General features: G+C 44.8%; 14 protein-coding genes and 1 pseudogene. 9 read left to right on the top strand and 6 right to left on the bottom strand.

Going from position 1 to position 16,824, the window contains the following annotated elements:
* Window positions 1–79: 79 nt before the first annotated feature.
* Window positions 80–1,099 carry an ABC transporter substrate-binding protein gene (locus NYE25_RS01730; RefSeq protein ID WP_341144969.1) on the bottom strand — a complete coding sequence of 340 codons (1,020 nt, stop codon included), beginning with the start codon at window positions 1,097–1,099 and terminating at the stop codon, window positions 80–82.
* A gap of 232 nt (window positions 1,100–1,331) precedes the next feature.
* On the opposite strand from NYE25_RS01730, the gene NYE25_RS01725 reads away from it, so the two are divergent.
* Together NYE25_RS01725 and NYE25_RS01720 are read left to right on the top strand one after the other, a co-directional pair.
* The gene (locus NYE25_RS01725; protein WP_341144968.1) at window positions 1,332–2,387 is read left to right on the top strand and encodes a LacI family DNA-binding transcriptional regulator; all 1,056 of its coding nucleotides are present in this window, start codon (window positions 1,332–1,334) and stop codon (window positions 2,385–2,387) included.
* 183 nt (window positions 2,388–2,570) lie between these two features.
* Window positions 2,571–5,006, top strand: a complete 2,436-nt coding sequence (locus NYE25_RS01720; RefSeq protein ID WP_076282974.1) for a GH36-type glycosyl hydrolase domain-containing protein — start codon at window positions 2,571–2,573, stop codon at window positions 5,004–5,006.
* 85 nt (window positions 5,007–5,091) lie between these two features.
* Here the strand turns inward: NYE25_RS01720 and NYE25_RS01715 are convergent, their stop codons facing one another.
* Window positions 5,092–5,400, bottom strand: a complete 309-nt coding sequence (locus tag NYE25_RS01715) for a hypothetical protein (protein WP_341144967.1) — start codon at window positions 5,398–5,400, stop codon at window positions 5,092–5,094.
* Window positions 5,401–5,521: 121 nt separating this feature from the next.
* A complete protein-coding gene (locus NYE25_RS01710) occupies window positions 5,522–7,486 on the bottom strand; it encodes a glycoside hydrolase family 127 protein (protein ID WP_341144966.1) in 1,965 nt (654 codons plus the stop codon).
* A gap of 133 nt (window positions 7,487–7,619) precedes the next feature.
* Between NYE25_RS01710 and NYE25_RS01705 the strand changes: the two genes are divergently transcribed.
* The 6 genes from NYE25_RS01705 (at window position 7,620) to NYE25_RS01680 (ending at window position 12,028) form a co-directional block, all read left to right on the top strand.
* Window positions 7,620–8,090, top strand: coding sequence for a hypothetical protein (locus NYE25_RS01705; RefSeq protein ID WP_341144965.1), 471 nt, complete (start codon window positions 7,620–7,622; stop codon window positions 8,088–8,090).
* 24 nt (window positions 8,091–8,114) lie between these two features.
* Window positions 8,115–8,486 (top strand): helix-turn-helix transcriptional regulator, encoded by a 372-nt coding sequence (locus tag NYE25_RS01700; RefSeq protein ID WP_341144964.1) that lies wholly within the window; start codon window positions 8,115–8,117, stop codon window positions 8,484–8,486.
* Window positions 8,487–8,733: 247 nt separating this feature from the next.
* Entirely contained in the window at window positions 8,734–9,324 is a 591-nt protein-coding gene (locus NYE25_RS01695) for a YitT family protein (RefSeq protein ID WP_341144963.1), read from the top strand.
* A 96-nt stretch (window positions 9,325–9,420) separates the two neighbouring features.
* Window positions 9,421–10,683, top strand: a complete 1,263-nt coding sequence (locus NYE25_RS01690) for a DNA polymerase IV (protein ID WP_341144962.1) — start codon at window positions 9,421–9,423, stop codon at window positions 10,681–10,683.
* Window positions 10,684–10,810: 127 nt separating this feature from the next.
* Window positions 10,811–11,575, top strand: a complete 765-nt coding sequence (locus NYE25_RS01685; protein WP_042187254.1) for a threonine/serine exporter family protein — start codon at window positions 10,811–10,813, stop codon at window positions 11,573–11,575.
* Window positions 11,576–11,602: 27 nt separating this feature from the next.
* Entirely contained in the window at window positions 11,603–12,028 is a 426-nt protein-coding gene (locus tag NYE25_RS01680) for a threonine/serine exporter family protein (RefSeq protein ID WP_341054022.1), read from the top strand.
* Window positions 12,029–12,116: 88 nt separating this feature from the next.
* Here the strand turns inward: NYE25_RS01680 and NYE25_RS01675 are convergent, their stop codons facing one another.
* From NYE25_RS01675 to NYE25_RS01665, 3 genes and pseudogenes are all read right to left on the bottom strand, one after another.
* Complete coding sequence (locus NYE25_RS01675) at window positions 12,117–13,019, bottom strand: DegV family protein (RefSeq protein ID WP_316502726.1); 903 nt, start codon at window positions 13,017–13,019, stop codon at window positions 12,117–12,119.
* A 330-nt stretch (window positions 13,020–13,349) separates the two neighbouring features.
* Window positions 13,350–13,700 (bottom strand): annotated as a pseudogene (locus tag NYE25_RS01670) (DIP1984 family protein).
* Between the two features lie 98 nt (window positions 13,701–13,798).
* The gene (locus NYE25_RS01665; protein ID WP_341144961.1) at window positions 13,799–15,817 is read right to left on the bottom strand and encodes a Na+/H+ antiporter; all 2,019 of its coding nucleotides are present in this window, start codon (window positions 15,815–15,817) and stop codon (window positions 13,799–13,801) included.
* Window positions 15,818–16,067: 250 nt separating this feature from the next.
* Between NYE25_RS01665 and NYE25_RS01660 the strand changes: the two genes are divergently transcribed.
* Complete coding sequence (locus NYE25_RS01660) at window positions 16,068–16,823, top strand: MBL fold metallo-hydrolase (protein ID WP_341144960.1); 756 nt, start codon at window positions 16,068–16,070, stop codon at window positions 16,821–16,823.
* The last annotated feature ends 1 nt before the right edge of the window (window position 16,824 follow it).

Raw genomic sequence — 16,824 nt, 5'->3', positions numbered from 1 at the left:
TCAGTGTAAAACAAAAAAGAAGGTCTATCAAGGGTGCTGATAGACCTTCTTTTTGCTATTCCTTCAAGGCAGCTGCCATTTATTTCACCATAGCTTCCAGCAGGTCATCAAGCTTCATCGAATTGGCCGTGATGGCACCAGTCTGCCAGTGGGAACGTTCCATTCTATAAACATTCCCGTTCTTCACTGCGGGTAGGCTCTTCCACAGCGGCCCATCAAGAATTTGGATCGCTTCCTGATTTCCTTCAGTATCCCAGCCCCCGTTGTCAGGGAATACGATGATATGATCCGCTTCGAGCTGAGGAATAAGTTCTTCGGAAATAATAGATTGATATTCGGTCATTTCTGCAGCCATAGGCACGGGTGTCAGGCCAAATTGAGAATAAATCACACCGATAAAACGGTTTTTAACACCGAACAAAGCAAAGGTCTTATCCGCTACGTTGAGCCGGATCACTGCTACTTTTTCTTGCCCCAGAGCCTGTTGCAGTTTAGCTTTTCCATCTGCCACTTTCTGATCATACTCGGCGAGCACAGCCTCAGCCTTCTCCGGAATACCGAGCGCATCTGCAATCGCTGTAAGCACTTGTCTTGAGTCCTGCAGCGCCGCCTCAGGGAGACGATACGTTGGTGCTATCTTGGAATATTGTTCATACCTCGCCGCATCCGCGCCTCCGTCCGCAATAATCAAGTCAGGGTCTTTCTCCAACAACGCTTCCAAGCTTCCGGTGATATCAAATTCTGGCACATCGAGATTTAAGTAATCCTGTTTGCCCCAGCTTGGATGATACCACTGAACCACCGGGGTAATCCCCAATGCCTTCAAATAATCTTCAAGGTAAATCCCGGCCACCCGTTTAGGGTTGACTGGAATCTCAACATCTCCGAATTCCCCTGTAATCGTCCGAGTTGCAACCTCTTCCGAAGCATTTCCACTTCCTTCGCTCGGTGTGCCGCTAGCTGAGGTTGATTCCTCTGCATTCTCTGTTTTAGCAACATTATCTTTCGTAGTATTGCTATTCGTTCCGCATGCCGCCAGCGCGGTCAATGCCATAATAAGTACTGCTGACCATAAAAACTTCCGACCCCATCTTACCATTATCCCTTCACTCCAATGCTATATTTTCATTGATTATCATTCTCAATAATCATTATCACAATAGTAGCATGACTTTTATAGCTTTCAATGCACTTTCTCTGCAAAAATCTTATACAAACTATTAACTAGTTTCTTCCCTTCTTCACAAATTTCTTATTATTTACGATTGATTTATACAATGCTTTCGCTTACAATAAACTCATAAACGCGCGTTTATGAAAAGAGGGGAAACATGCGCAGCGAAGATATAGCTAAGTTGGCCGGGGTTTCCCGAAGTACGGTATCCCGCGTGATCAACAATTATTCCAACGTCCCTGAAGAAACCCGGGCCAAAGTGCTGCGGGTGATTGAGCAACATCAGTACGAACCGAACAGCTTTGCAAGGGCTTTAGCCGGTAAGAAGACCGATACGATCGGACTCTTCGCCATCAGTATGAACGAGAAGGAGAATACTACCCGAATTTATCAGAACAATTACTTTGCTCCATTCGTTGATGCCGTAGTCGACACCTCGAATGCCCGCGGATGTTATGTACTGATTCATACGGTTTACTCTCCCGACGATTTCATCAAGGTAAAGCAAGCTTTTCTTCAAAAACGGATTGACGGCGGTATCATTGTCGGCACTCAGAAGGATATTAATATCGTCCGAGAAATGGTAGGGCTCGACTCTCCTCTCGTATTAATTGATTATGATATTTCTGAGATTATGTCGGAGCATCTTGACCGCAATCATCTGGCCATTGTGAACTCCAAAGATTACGAGGGCACCACAGAAGCGATTGAATATTTGATCTCTCTGGGTCATCAAGAGATTGGCATCATCTGTGGGCAAATGAATACGTACTCTGGACGAGAGCGTTATACGGCTTATGAAGATACGCTGAAGAAACATGGCCTGCCTGTAAATGAGAGATTTATTCTGAAAGGTGATTTTCTAAAAGAGACTGCTTACGAAGAGGTTAAGAAGCTCCTTGCTTCTGGAGATCCTTTGCCAACGGCATTCTTCTCCTCCAACGATGATATGGCTATATCAGCGATGGAAGCGTTCTCCGAACACGGAATCATTGTCCCTGAAGATCTCTCCATGGTCGGATTTGATGACATTCAGCTAGCATCCCGTATCCAGCCTAAGCTGACCTCTGTACGCTTGCCGATCTATGAAATGTCTAAGGCTGCAGTGGAAAAAGTAATCGAGTTGTGTGATTCACAGCAGCCGACGTTTAGCACGATCAGCTTTCCAGCTCGTTTAGTTGAGAGAGATTCCTGTCAATCGCCGAAAAAATAGCTTAAGATCAATCCTTCGCTGAAGAAATCTACATATTTTTCCGTGAAGCTGCTATTTGATTCGGTATCGAAACTACTGCTTTAATTGTCCTGCTTAAAAGCATTGAAAAAACTCCCTTCCCTCGAGGGAATTTTTTCTGAAACTTATAAACGCGCGTTCACAATCGAAAGGAGACTTTCTCACATGAAATTCGGAACCTTTGACGACACTCGAAAAGAGTATGTAATTAACACACCTAAAACCCCTTACCCTTGGATTAACTATCTTGGTAATGAGCAATTTTTCGGACTTATTTCCAATACAGCTGGTGGCTACACCTTCTATAGAGATGCTCGTCTCAGAAGATTGACCCGTTACCGTTATAACAATATCCCACTGGATACCGGCGGCCGCTACTACTATCTTTATGATGATGGTGATTTCTGGACCCCAGGCTGGATGCCAGTAAAACGTGATCTCGACTTCTACGAATGCCGTCACGGTCTTGGCTACACTTCCATTACTGGCGAACGTAACGGAATTTCTGTGAACCAGCTTGCTTTTGTCCCTATGGGTCATAATGCAGAAGTACATCGTCTTGTAGTGAAGAACACGGGCTCCGCTAAAAAATCCGTGAAGCTGTTCTCTTTTGCAGAGTTCTGTCTCTGGAATGCACAAGATGATATGACCAACTTCCAACGCAATCTCAGCACCGGTGAGGTTGAAGTGAAGGATTCCGTTATCTATCACAAAACTGAATATCGTGAGCGCAGAAATCACTATGCTTTCTACTCCGTAAATAAAGAAATCGCTGGTTTCGATACTGATCGTGAAGCTTTCGTAGGGATGTACAACGGTCTGGAAAGCCCACAAGCTGTAGTTGCAGGTGAACCTACTAACTCTGTAGCTAGCGGCTGGTCCCCTATCGGATCACACGCACTTAACATTACGCTTGAACCAGGTGAAGAACAAAGCTTCATCTTTGTACTCGGCTACATCGAGAACCCTGAAGAAGATAAATGGGAATCCTTGAATGTAATCAACAAAAAACCAGCAGAAGCTATGATCGCACAATTTGCTACAGATGCTCAAGTAGATGCTGCACTCGCTGCACTTGCTGCTCACTGGGATAACCTGCTGTCTAAATATCAAATCCAAAGCGGCGACGAGAAACTGGATCGCATGGTTAACATCTGGAATCCATATCAATGTATGGTTACCTTCAACATGTCCCGTTCTGCTTCCTACTTTGAATCCGGTATTGGCCGTGGTATGGGCTTCCGTGATTCTAACCAAGACTTGCTCGGATTTGTTCATCAAATTCCTGAACGTGCTAAAGAACGTATTCTCGATATTGCGGCAACACAATTTGAAGATGGCAGTGCCTATCACCAATACCAACCGCTCACTAAAAAAGGGAACAACGAAGTCGGCACCGGCTTTAACGATGATCCGCTTTGGTTGATCCTAGGAACGGCTGCTTACATTAAAGAAACTGGTGATACCTCGATTCTTGATGAGCAGGTTCCTTTTGACAGTGATCCGAATAACACCGCTACGCTGTTTGAGCACTTGAAACGTTCCTTCGAGCATGTAACTAACAATCTCGGACCTCACGGCTTGCCGCTGATCGGGCGCGCAGACTGGAATGACTGCTTGAACCTCAACTGCTTCTCTACTGAGCCAGGTGAATCTTTCCAAACTACTGCCAACATCGAAGGTCGCGTTGCGGAATCTGTATTTATCGCGGGTCTGTTCGTCTTCGTTGGACCGGACTATGCTGAAATCTGCCGGATGCGCGGACTTAACGATGTAGCTGTGGATGCTGAAGCTAAGATTGACAACATGAAAGAAATCACATTGACGCACGGCTTCGATGGCGATTGGTTCCTGCGTGCTTATGATCACTATGGCGACAAGATCGGTTCCAAAGAAAATGAAGAAGGTAAAATCTTCATCGAACCACAAGGGATCTGCGTAATGGCCGGTATCGGTGTGGAAAATGGTCAAGCTGAAAAAGCTCTATCATCCGTACAAGAGCATTTGGATACTAAATACGGTATCGTATTGCAACAGCCACCGTATTCCAAGTACTATCTGAACCTGGGTGAAATTTCTACGTACCCTCCGGGCTACAAAGAAAATGCCGGTATTTTCTGCCATAATAACCCTTGGATCATGATCGCTGAAACTGTACTTGGACATGGCGACAGAGCGTTTGAAATTTACGCAAAAATTGCTCCTGCTTACCTGGAGGATATCAGCGAAATTCACCGCACAGAGCCTTATGTCTACTCCCAAATGATCGCAGGTAAAGATGCCGTTCGTCACGGGGAAGCTAAAAACTCCTGGTTGACTGGTACTGCTGCATGGAACTATGTAGCCATCACTCAATCGATCCTTGGCATCCAAGCGGATTTCAATGGTCTGAAGATCGATCCTTGTATTCCTACTGAATGGGATAGCTTTGAAATCACACGCGTCTTCCGTGGAGATACTTATGTGATTCAAATCAAGAACCCGAACCATGTATCCAAAGGTGTAGTTAGTCTTACCCTGGATGGCACAGCTGTCGAAGGTAACATCATTGCTCCAGTTGGAGACGGTGCAGTACACCACGTAGTTGTAGAACTGGGTTAAAAAAATCCGCTCAACCGTTCACTTGAACGATTGGGCGGATCTATAATTAACGCTGAATGACTCCTGAACTCTCAGGGGTCATTTTTTACCCTTCCACAACATCTGCTCTTAAATCACTCGCAACCTCAAGCATTCTCGGGATCACAGCTTCATTATTTCCAGAAACGTAAATATCGCCTTCATAATACCTAAACGGGATTGTAGCATCGCCAAAGCTCCACATAAAGAATTCTCCCTCAATCGACATCGTAGTGGCGCCTACTACTGTATAAACTGATGTATAGGTGAAATCAGGTTTGGACGCGAAATATTGCTTACACTCTTCTAAAGATATGGTTTGTACTGAATCTCCATCATTCTGCATAGCTCTTGTAATTCGATAACGTTTGCTCATTGTGATGCCTCCAATATTTTCTGTAAAATGATCAGATACCTTGTCCCGATCAAATATAGCATACAATAAAGCGTAAATCCCTGCTATCCTAAACCTTAAATTACTTTGCCTGTCCTATAACTCACATACTACCTTCCGGAATCCATACCTTCATTTCACCACTGCCACGATTACCCCACAAGTAATATGGAACAGCTTTGACCTTAACGGATTGAAGAGGTGCTTTCTCTCTGCTGTAAAGTCCACCACTCCAGCTCTCTTGATCAACACGCAGTCCATCTGCCTCGACAACAACAGCGCCACCAAGAAAAGTCTCATCAAAAGCCGCCGTAAGTTCACCGTCTTCTTTTAAAGAAATAGAGCTTAAAGGCTCACCATTATCGATACTTTCAAGGCAATACACAAGCGGTCCGCGTTGAAACGTTACTTTTTGAGCATCTGCACGCAAATTGGGATGAGCGTAAATGCGATGTGCCTCCATTGGGTCATTCACTTCGATTATGTCTCCTGCTCTCCACATTCTCCGAATAACGAGGTATCCCTGCTCGATGTTCTCAGCAGTGTTCAGCGCTTCACCATTGACGCTGATTTCCATTCCTAGACTCCACGATGGAATCCGTAAAGCAATCCCAAACCCCGCTTCCTCTTTCGGATTGATCTTCATCGAGACTGTACCTTTCCATGGATAGTTGCACTCTTGCTGAATCGTAACATCCGTTCCACTCAGCTTAGTGTTCAGATTATTTCCAATATACAAATTCGTATAGAGTGTATCGCCATGAACCGTGTAAATATATTGATTGAGCGAAGTAAGTAGACGCGCGACATTCGGAGGGCAGCAGGCGCAGCCAAACCAGCCTTGACGTTCAGACTTCACATGATGTTTCTCCGGGTTGCAACTGCATGCCTGAGGCCATACTTCCAGTGGGTTCACATAAAAATAGTGCTTGCCATCCTGTGCCATCGAGCCCAGTACATTGTTGTAAAGCGCCCGCTCCATGACATCGGCATAACGTGCATCCGGTGATATTCTCAGCATACGCTGTGCAAAAAAGATCAACCCAATAGAGGCACAAGTCTCTGCGTACACCGAATCGTTAGGCAGATCATAATCGAAGGTGAACGCCTCCCCTCTATGTGTAGAGCCGATCCCGCCTGTAATGTACATTTGCTTGTTCGTAATGTTATTCCACAGTCTCTCGCATGCTTCACGAAGTGATTCATCTCCAGTAATAGCGGCAAGATCAGCCATAGCAGTATACATATAAACCGCACGTACAGCATGACCTACAGCCACCTTCTGCTCTCTTACTGGAAGATGACTCTGGTAATATTTTAAATCAAGATCCTCCTTCCGACCTGTGAAAAAATTGATCTTCCCCAGATTATCCCATTGTTCCTTTAAGAAATTCGGCTGTTGACCTCGCTCATTAATAAAAAAGCTGCTGAGCTTCAAATATCGTTCCTCACCTGTCAATCGATACAGCTTAACGAGCGCGAGTTCAATCTCCTGATGCCCATCATAGCCCTGCATTTTGCCTTCTTCCGGTCCAAACACAGAATCGATATGATCAACCATTCGGCACATGATGTCGAGCAGTTTTCTTTTGCCAGTAGCTTCATAATAAGAAACGGCAGCTTCTATGAAATGTCCAGCACAGTACAGCTCATGACAATCGTTCAAATTGGTCCAGCGTTTACCCGGTTCTTTTATCGTAAAATAAGTATTTAAGTATCCATCTTCCTGCTGCGCCTCGCCAACGAGGTCAATCACTTCATCCGCTTGACGCTCTAGCTCAGGATCACGTGTAATGCTTAAGGAATAACCAACAGCCTCCAGCCACTTAGCCACATCACTATCTTGAAATACCCAGCCGTAAAACTCGCCAGTCTTCCGGCCCGCAGCAATCTCAAAATTAGCAATGGCATGACTCGGTTCAGCTCCCAGAGCTCTATCGTGCAATGCCTCATATTGATAGGGGATAACAACGTTCTGGACCAGCCTAATGTATCCGCCCCAGAAATCATCTTGAATGGTAACAGTTTGATCTTTTACAACTTCTTGATCCTGTATAATCTTGTTCATCCTCATCTTCCCCTCAGCCTTATTTCATACTCGCTAATAATAATTATAGGGGGTAGAATAGATTAAAAATACGATCAGAAGCAACCCCTTTTTTGTACTATTTCACACTTTAGAAAGGAGGGATAATTACAAAATGGGCCCTTCATTTATACATTTCGCTGCGCCGCCATTTCCTTATTTTCTAGAATGCAATCGCACGGTTTATCAACCCGGAGATCAGCATCCGAATAGAAGCCATATTGGAATATTTGATCTACTTATTGTAGAACAAGGCTGTCTATTTATCGGGGAGGACCATAATCAATGGGAGGTTTCGGCGGGACATACACTGCTATTACTGCCCGATCACTATCATTACTCCGTTAAGCCATGTGATGAGACCACTTCATTTATATGGATTCATTTTCATACCCTTGCAGATTGGTCTAGCTCTGAGGGTGGACCCGTGTATATCAACCGTGAAACACATTTTCGGCAGTTTCTTACTCCTCCGTATACCATTCGAGTGCCACAGTTCGGCCCTCTCCCTGACCCTTTTGAACGGAGTGGACAAGCTGAGATGCTATTACAGCTGTCTACGGGCCGGCGTTCCAGCGCAGTTTAGCAGCAGCAACGGATATTTGAAGAAATGCTGCGGATGATGGATCTGGCACAGCATGATACTTCAGAAAGTCACGCGGTGGAAATTGCAGAGCAGACGGAGACTTATATCCGTAATCATTATGCGGAGCCTCTCTCCAATGCCTCACTAGCGGACGCACTGCATTTTCACTATAACTACCTTACTCGCTGCATGAAACGAGTATATGGGCTGACTCCGATGGAGTATTTGACGGATTACCGTTTGGAACAGGCTAAGCTATTGCTGCTTAAGACTGAGCTTTCTATAGCCGGAATCGCAGAACGTACCGGCTTCGAGAGTGCCGCCTACTTCTCGCGTCGATTTGCTCAGCAGATCGGAATCTCTCCGCTTCGCTTTCGTAAGCGTTACTCCCGTTAAAAACACAAGCAGCACGTCTCCGATTATTGGACACGTGCTCCTTCCTCCATACCGTTACATTCATACTTTCATTTCTGACTTGCTTACGCTTAGTTACTTGGTGTCTTTTGAGCGTTAGGAACCGTCTATTCCTCACACACTATGTAATATAAGACTGTTTAACCCTGATTCATAATCAGGTTTTTTTGTTCAACTGCAATTTTTTGGAAGTGACAAGCATATTTATAGACATGCCTTTAATGTGGAGATGTTAAATATGCGGCCATTAAGATACCTTATCATTCTTTTAGGAAGCTTACTCGTTGCTGCGGGAACTAATTTTTTTCTCGTACCATATAAAATCCTGGATGGGGGAATAATAGGGATAGCCCTCATTATTAATTATTTATCCGACGCTAAAATTGGCGTAGCTATAATTCTCTGCAGCTTTCCTATCTTTCTGCTCGCTTGGTTAAAGGAACGCGATATCTTTTACAACAGTGTACTCGGCCTATTGATCTCATCATTTCTGATCGAGCTTCTCGGTCCTTTCCAATATCACTTTCTATATTATTTTGAGTTTGGTTCCATTTCTAGCGCCATTATTGGCGGTTTTTTGATGGGAACGGGACTTGGAATTATGCTGCGGTTTAAAGCAAGTACGGGTGGCACCGATCTGCTCGCTCAATTTATAAAAAGGTATGTCCCGCTGAACCTTGGATTCATCATTTTTTTGACCGACTTTATGATTATCGGCGTGGGGGGACTCCTGATTTCCAAGGAAACCTTCTTCCACTCCATCCTCACGATTATCTCTGGGGGCGTGGCTACAGGTCTATGCACACTTGAGACGAAATAAATGGAAATAAACACGAATATACACGATCATATGTTCGTATTATAATATGGAGAAAAAATATAAGGTATCTCTAACTCACCTGGAGCGTGTGAACCTATGAATAAAGAGCGTGTCATTATGCTATCTGATTGCCAAAGCTTCTATGCCTCCGTGGAAAAAGCCTCTAATCCGCAGTACAGCAATAAGCCGCTGATCGTTGCTGGAGACCCAGCTAGACGGAGCGGTATTGTGCTGGCTGCCTGCCCTATAGCCAAATCTTATGGCATTACTACCGCTGAGACGTTGAAGGAAGCGCTGGTAAAATGCCCCGAAGTCATCGTGGTCAGACCACATATGCAGCAATATATCGATGTCTCCTCTCAAATCACAGATATTCTACGTAAGTTTAGCGACCAGGTAGAGCCCTATTCTATCGATGAACAGTTTATTGATGTCAGCGGTAGCGTCAGCTTATTTGGCAGTCCAAGGGAGATCGCTACCGCCATTCAGGATCTAATTCGTAGAAACACAGGTGTGCGTGCGCGCATCGGCATAGGATATTCCAAGGTTACCGCCAAAATGGCTTGCGACCTGTGGGCCAAGAAGAACGCGGATGGTATATTCACCCTCGCTCACGAGGAGCTTCCGAATGTGCTCTGGCCTCTCCCCATTAGCGAGCTGTTCATGGTAGGTCGCCGCATGTCCGCCCATTTCCAAAGTATGGGTATTACGACGATTGGTCATTTGGCACAGATGCCGCTAAGCGAGCTAAAATGGCGCATGCGGGAGAAATTCCACAAAAAATGTGATATCGACGCCGAGCTATATTGGCGGATAGCCAATGGCATCGATGACAGCCCCGTGAGCCCAAGCTCCTATGAAGTCGCACCCAAGAGTGTCGGGCACCAAATGACGCTGCCAAGGGATTACTATAAGCTGCAAGATATTAAGACCATCATTCTTGAGCTATCTGAGCTTGTATGTAGACGTTGCCGCAAATTGAAAGTGCATGGTGCAGTCGTGTCTATCGGCTGCCAAGGTGCAAGCTTTGATGACCCCACAGGCTTCTCAAGACAGACTACAATGAGCGATCCTACGAATGCCACCCTGCTGGTATATGAGGCAGCTCTTTCTCTCTTCAAGCTCCACTGGGACGGTCAGCCTGTGCGTAGAATCCACTTAAGCCTGTCCAATCTATCTGACGAAAGCCAGTACCAGCTAACCCTATTTGAGTCTCGCCCTCGCTATCGTGAACTCGAACGGGCGACCGATGCCCTCAAGAATAAATATGGGGAGACGATCATTGGGCGAGCAGCTTCTTTTACAGATGCCGGGCAGCTTAAGGACAGATCTGGAAAGATCGGCGGACACTATAAATAAAAACTATATTAAAATACACACCATATCGTTTATAATGCTATATTGGGATTGTTATTTTCACGTAGATGAAGCGACAATCGAAATATGTAAACATAGATAATCACATTCCAGAGGAGGACCGGAGAAGTTGGATAGCACGAGCAACACTAACACTACGTATTATGAAATCGTTGATCTCTGTCTTCTTGCTGGCAAGATCATGCTGCAGAATGGTGCAGAAACATCCAGAGTTGAAGATACGATGACACGAATGGCAGGATCTCTCGGGTTCCCAGGAGCACATAGCTATGTGACGCCAACCGTTATAATGTTCACCACAAATAGAATAGAACCTGTTAAGTTATACAGAATTGCGGAGCGAACAACAGATCTGCAGAAGGTATCGGAGGTCAATGACATTTCTCGGCGTCTAAGCGAACGTCAGATTACAGCTGAGGAAGCTCGTGCAAAATTAGGAGAAGTCGATGAAGCCTCACCTGTCTATCCCGTATGGCTGCAGATCTTAGCAGCCGCCCTTACTGGTGCTTGCTTCACCGTTATGTTTAAAGGTAGTTTGTGGGATGCTCTCCCCGCCTTGCCGATTTCCGGACTAGGCTTCGCTGCGGTCATCTATCTGCATCGTTTAGTGCAGACTAAATTCTTTGCAGAGTTTTCTGCTTCCTTCCTGATCGGACTTCTAGCCTTCTGTTCTGTAAAGCTGGGGATAGGTCAAGAGATGGACAAAATCATTATAGGCTCCGTTATGCCTCTAGTACCCGGACTACTCATTACTAATGCCGTTCGTGATCTGATGGCCGGTCATCTGGTCTCAGGCATATCCAAGGGAGCCGATGCCTTTCTAACTGCATTTGCGATCGGTACAGGTATCGGGCTTGTACTATCACTATTTTAATATCCATGTGAAAGAGGTTAGCCCTTCATGATTTTGCAACTTATAACCAGTTTTATCGCCGCGGCAACCTTCTGTATTCTATTTAATGCGCCTAAGCGCTCACTACTACAGTGTGGTTTTGCCGGAATGGTGGGCTGGATGGTGTATGTGCTTCTTAATGTAGAGTTCGGGCCTGTTGTAGCTACGTTTGCAGCAAGTGTAATAGTGGGCATCGTCAGCCAATTTTTTGCGCGATCCTTCAAAATGCCGGTTATTATTTTTAGTGTAGGTGGTATTATCCCGCTTGTTCCGGGTGGTCTCGCTTACGATGCTATGCGTAAATTTGTGGAAGAGGACTATACTCTGGCCGTAGAAATCGCTGTACGGGCATTAATGCTCTCTGGAGCCATTGCAGCTGGACTCGTGCTAAGTGATGTAATGGGACAAATGTTCCGTCGTCGTGCAATCAAATAACAGCATCCTACTTCAAAAAAAGAAATCGCCCGTTGGTACAATGGTGGTCACCCATCCATCTCCCAAGGGGCGATTTCTTTGTTCATCTCTATGCAAATAACGCTTCAGGGAAGGCTAAAGGCGCAGCACCCGGATGAATACTATTGATGCTAGTGTTCTTGATCCAGGACAGCCCTACAGTACCCTCACCCGCATGAACAGCCACAGCAGGAATATAGGTCATAATCTCAGTTCGTAAGTCAGGCGCCATTGCTTTTATGTCCTCTTCTAGCTTGAGTGCCATCTCTAAATTATTTGAATGCATGATACATACATCACTAACAAGCCCTACATCCTGTTTAAATATCTCCAAAAGCGCCTGTTGCGTTTTCTTCATTGTACGGATTTTCTCCACAACAACGACCTTCCCTTCGTCAAAACGAAGCAGCAAGTTTATACGCAGCAATTGGCTAAGTACAAATTGTGATCCAGAAACACGTCCACTGCGATGAAGCTGTGTCAAGCTTGCAGGAATTAAGTAAAAGGACATATTCTGAATAATATTTTCAATCTTCGCTTTAATTTCTAGTCCAGAAAGACCCTTCTTCTGCCAATGTATACCGCGCATGATCATTTCTCGGATAGGATAAGCGCCAACCTTGGCATCAATTCCAATTACATTGGCCTCCGCTATTTCGGCGCCTTGCATCGAAGCATTGTAAGTGCCACTGAGCTCTGAAGAAAGATGTACAGCAATAATTTCATCGTATTCTTCTTTCAACCGTTCGTATAGCTCAATAAACTCACCGATTGGAGGCTGCGAGCTACCTACCTTTTCATGCTGGCGCATTTTCTCATAGAAGTCATCGATCGTAATATCTATATTCTCTTTATAACATTCGTTGTTGATAATAATCCTTAACGGAATAATATATACATGATTATTCTTAGCGAACTCCGGATCTATGATACTTGTACTGTCGGTTACCCAGGCAATTGATTTCATGGTCATTTGTCACTTCTCTCTCTCATAAAAAGGAATAGTAGAATGAATGAGGAGACAAGGGCCAAGAATTCCAGACCAGTGAATCACACGCTCACCCTGAATAATCAACTTAAGAATTGAACAGCGGTTAAGTAATCCGCGTATTCGTAAATTATACAGGATAATAAGCGTTAATATAGGCAAATCAGGCCTTTCATGCAAATTTCAATCTATTTAATTCAACATTATTCGACATTTTTTCACATTATATATGACGAATATACCTATCCTAATAGAGCCACTTCATGTTATGAAAAAGCTAAACCACAGCAAAAATATCCCCGTCCCCGGCATCTGTCAGTTTTCCAACTTCAACTCATCCATCTGCTTCTGAATCTGAGCGACATCTACTGTTCTTTGAAAACGAACCTCCGAGCGACTGAAGCGATCCTGAGTAATGGAAGCCTGTTCAAGCAAATCGCTAAGCAGCTTGCGTAGCTGTAGCATTTTGTCCCGTTCCGATAGCGCATCGGCGATCGATTGATCACTCGGATCAAAATCGTCTGTTCATTCACAGCTCTTTCTAACTAACTCCTGCAAAAGAGCTTCAGGTTGTTCAGCCGACTCCTCACCCTCTTGAACTTTAACGACTCGCTCCAGCCGCTGCTTTAGCTGCGCGATTTTACGGGTTAGATCACTTCGATTCACTAACGCTTCCGCAAATTTCAGATCTGGATTCCCCCAAAAATATTCTGATAGCTAGCGAATAAGGCTCGTGTGAAAAGATGCCGTGGTGTTCAGCACAGCTAATCCTCCCAAATCGATGTCTCTAAATGATCTACGAACTTGCGTAATTTACCAGCTAGCTTGCGGTTAATGGTTCCATCCTGATACATTTGCTGCACCTTATCCCGCTGCTCTTGAATGGCTTTCAGCTTCATTTCAAGCTTTTGATCATCAACAAGCCCATCCTTTGTCCAGCCTTTCCCTTGCTCCAGACGAGAAATTAACTGCTCATAACTGCATGCAACCTTCTCGGCTGCACTTCGGTTGTTCTCGTTCTTACAGACATTAATAGCAGCTATAGCAGCATGGGCCATGGCAATTTTCGCTTCTCTAGCACACTCAGCCTGTTGCAACATTTGTTGGCTGGCTTCCCCTTCATTCTGTCCTGAGAACATTCCCGCAAACAGCCGTCTAATCTCGGTAAACGATATTCTGATTTGTGAATTTAGACTTCTGGCTAGAAAGACCTCACTATGATCCAAGAATTCTCCCAGCTTCTGAGCCACTGAGGCGGGAATCTCATTGTTCTCTAGCAATCGGTTCAGTTCTTTACGTTCAGCTTGCAGACCCACAATCCTCGCTTCAACACCCAGTCGGCGGAAGTTCTCGAGTGCTGGATCATTCGATTGGTCCTCACGGTTTAGACTATAAACCTTTTCTCTAAATTCACTCAAAGCCGGTTGTGCGGATTCCTTACTTTCTTCTGTCATCATACTTTGCAGCATGGTTAAACCGGCAGCAATAACTTTAGACTTGGCCGCCTGCTCGGCTCCTGTCTCACCTGATTCGGCAACTGGCTCTCCTTTACCTGCTAGAATTGGCAAAAAGATACTAGCGATCAGCAGCGACATTAGAATAACGCCTGCGGCGATAAAGATGATTAAATCACGCTCAGGAAATGGCGATCCATCCCCAAGAAAAAAGGGAATCGAGAACGCACCTGCTAAGGTAACCGCTCCACGCACTCCTGAAATCGTGAGGATTAATAGCGACTTAACAGATGATTTCTCCATTTTCCGCAGACGAGATCCTACTAAAGAGAACACATACACCCATACAAACCGTAATACAAACAGCAGCATAGTAATGGCTAATACATAACCCACAACTATAAGATTATCCACGGCCGTATCACGATAGATCACCTCAATAACATCTGGAATAGATAAGCCAAGAATAAGAAAGACCAGCCCATTCAATATATAGAGCAGAACAGACCATGTACTAGCGGATACCAGTTGTAGCTTATACTGCGGAGATACGGCACGGTCCTTCTCAACCGCATGAATAATCCCCCCTGCAACCACTGCCAAAATGCCAGATACACCTATCTCTTCACTGATCAAATAAATAATAAAAGGAGTTAGGATTTGCAGCAGCACATGCACTGTGATATCCTCCATCCCCAGTCTGCGAATAATTACGCTTAGCCGAATCAGAAGAAAAGCCAATAATGCCCCAACGATCAACCCACCTGCAGCTATAATTACAAAGCTAATGGAGGCTTTCGGTAAAGAAAACATACCCGTAACTGCTGCAGCAATGGCAAAGTTAAAGGCAACAAGCCCGGAAGCATCATTCATTAATGATTCGCCCTCTAGAATGCGGTGAATACTCTTAGGAAGATGCACTCTTCCAGCGATTGCGCTGACCGCGACCGCATCTGTAGGTGACAAGATCGCTGCCAGAGCAAATGCAGCTGCTAGCGGGATCGTTGGAATCATCCAGTTGATCGAATATCCAGCAATAAGCACCGTAGCAAAAACCAATCCCAGCGCCAGCATTAATATCGGACCCCGTAAGTTCCATAATTCATTTCTTGGCGTCCGTTTCCCATCATTGAACAAAAGCGGTGCAATAAACAATACGAAAAACAGCTCTGGTTCCAATGTCATATGTATTCCCAAAGGCATTAACACAACCATTACACCCAGACCAATTTGAATTAACGGTATTGGCACAAAGGGAATAAATCGGTTTATGATGTTGGAAATTGCGATAAGGCCCAGTAGGACGAGTACAACTAGAAAAGTCTCCAAACCACATCAACTCCCTTTTTTATTTGGTTATTATATCGTAAAGCTTCGGGTAAGGGAAAAATATAGAAATAGAAGTTCTCAACAATAATGTCCCCTAGAAATTACACAAAAAATACATCAGATATACATTGACAAAAATATTTATTTATGTTATAATAATAAATTACGCTATTGAAATTACATTTTATTTTAAGTATTATATGCATTAGCCTAACGGCATCGCTCTTATCATCAATCATGGAGGGATCTTATGCATATTGCTAGTGGAATAGAAATGTTAGAGATTACAGCACAGGTTATGGGCGGGAGTGACACGATTTACCCCACGCTGCTCTGGGATCAAAATTCTGCTGTACTCGTAGACACCGGATTTCCGGGCCTGCTCCCAAAATTCAAAGAAGCTCTAAAAGAAACCCATGTGCCTTGGGAACAACTGCGCACCGTAATCATCACACATCAAGATCTAGATCACATCGGGAGCTTACCTGATTTACTGTCAGAAGAATGTCTAGAACTGACAGTTCTGGCTCACGAAATCGAGCAGCCTTATATTGAAGGAGAGCGAATGCTCCTTAAACACACCCCTGAAGCTTTAGCTGCGGCAGAAGCCATGATCCCTCCTCATGTACCAGAGGAATGGCGCCGCGCTTTCCTATCCGTGTTATCTCATCCCCCTAAAGGAAGAGTAGATCGAACCATAGTGGACGGGGAAATACTGCCTCTTGCCGGTGGAATTACGATTATCCATACACCAGGACATAGCCCTGGACATCTGAGTCTATACCATCATGATAGCCGTACGCTAATTGCCGCGGATGCTCTTACCGTTCAAGGCGGTGAGCTGCACGGCCCCACTCCTTCGGCAACGCCTGACATGAAGCAAGCTTTAATCTCTCTGACAAAGTTCGCCGAGTATGAGATTGAAACGGTCATTTGCTATCATGGCGGGATTTATCGCGGAAACGCAAACAAACGGATTGCTGAAATTGCGGAAGCAAGAGAATAAA

It is taken from the genome of Paenibacillus sp. FSL E2-8871, assembly GCF_038000345.1.
In the GTDB taxonomy this organism is placed as follows: Bacteria; Bacillota; Bacilli; order Paenibacillales; family Paenibacillaceae; genus Paenibacillus_AQ.
The sequence above is the reverse complement of the archived record's forward strand: the minus strand, read 5'-3'. Positions and strand labels throughout refer to the sequence as shown.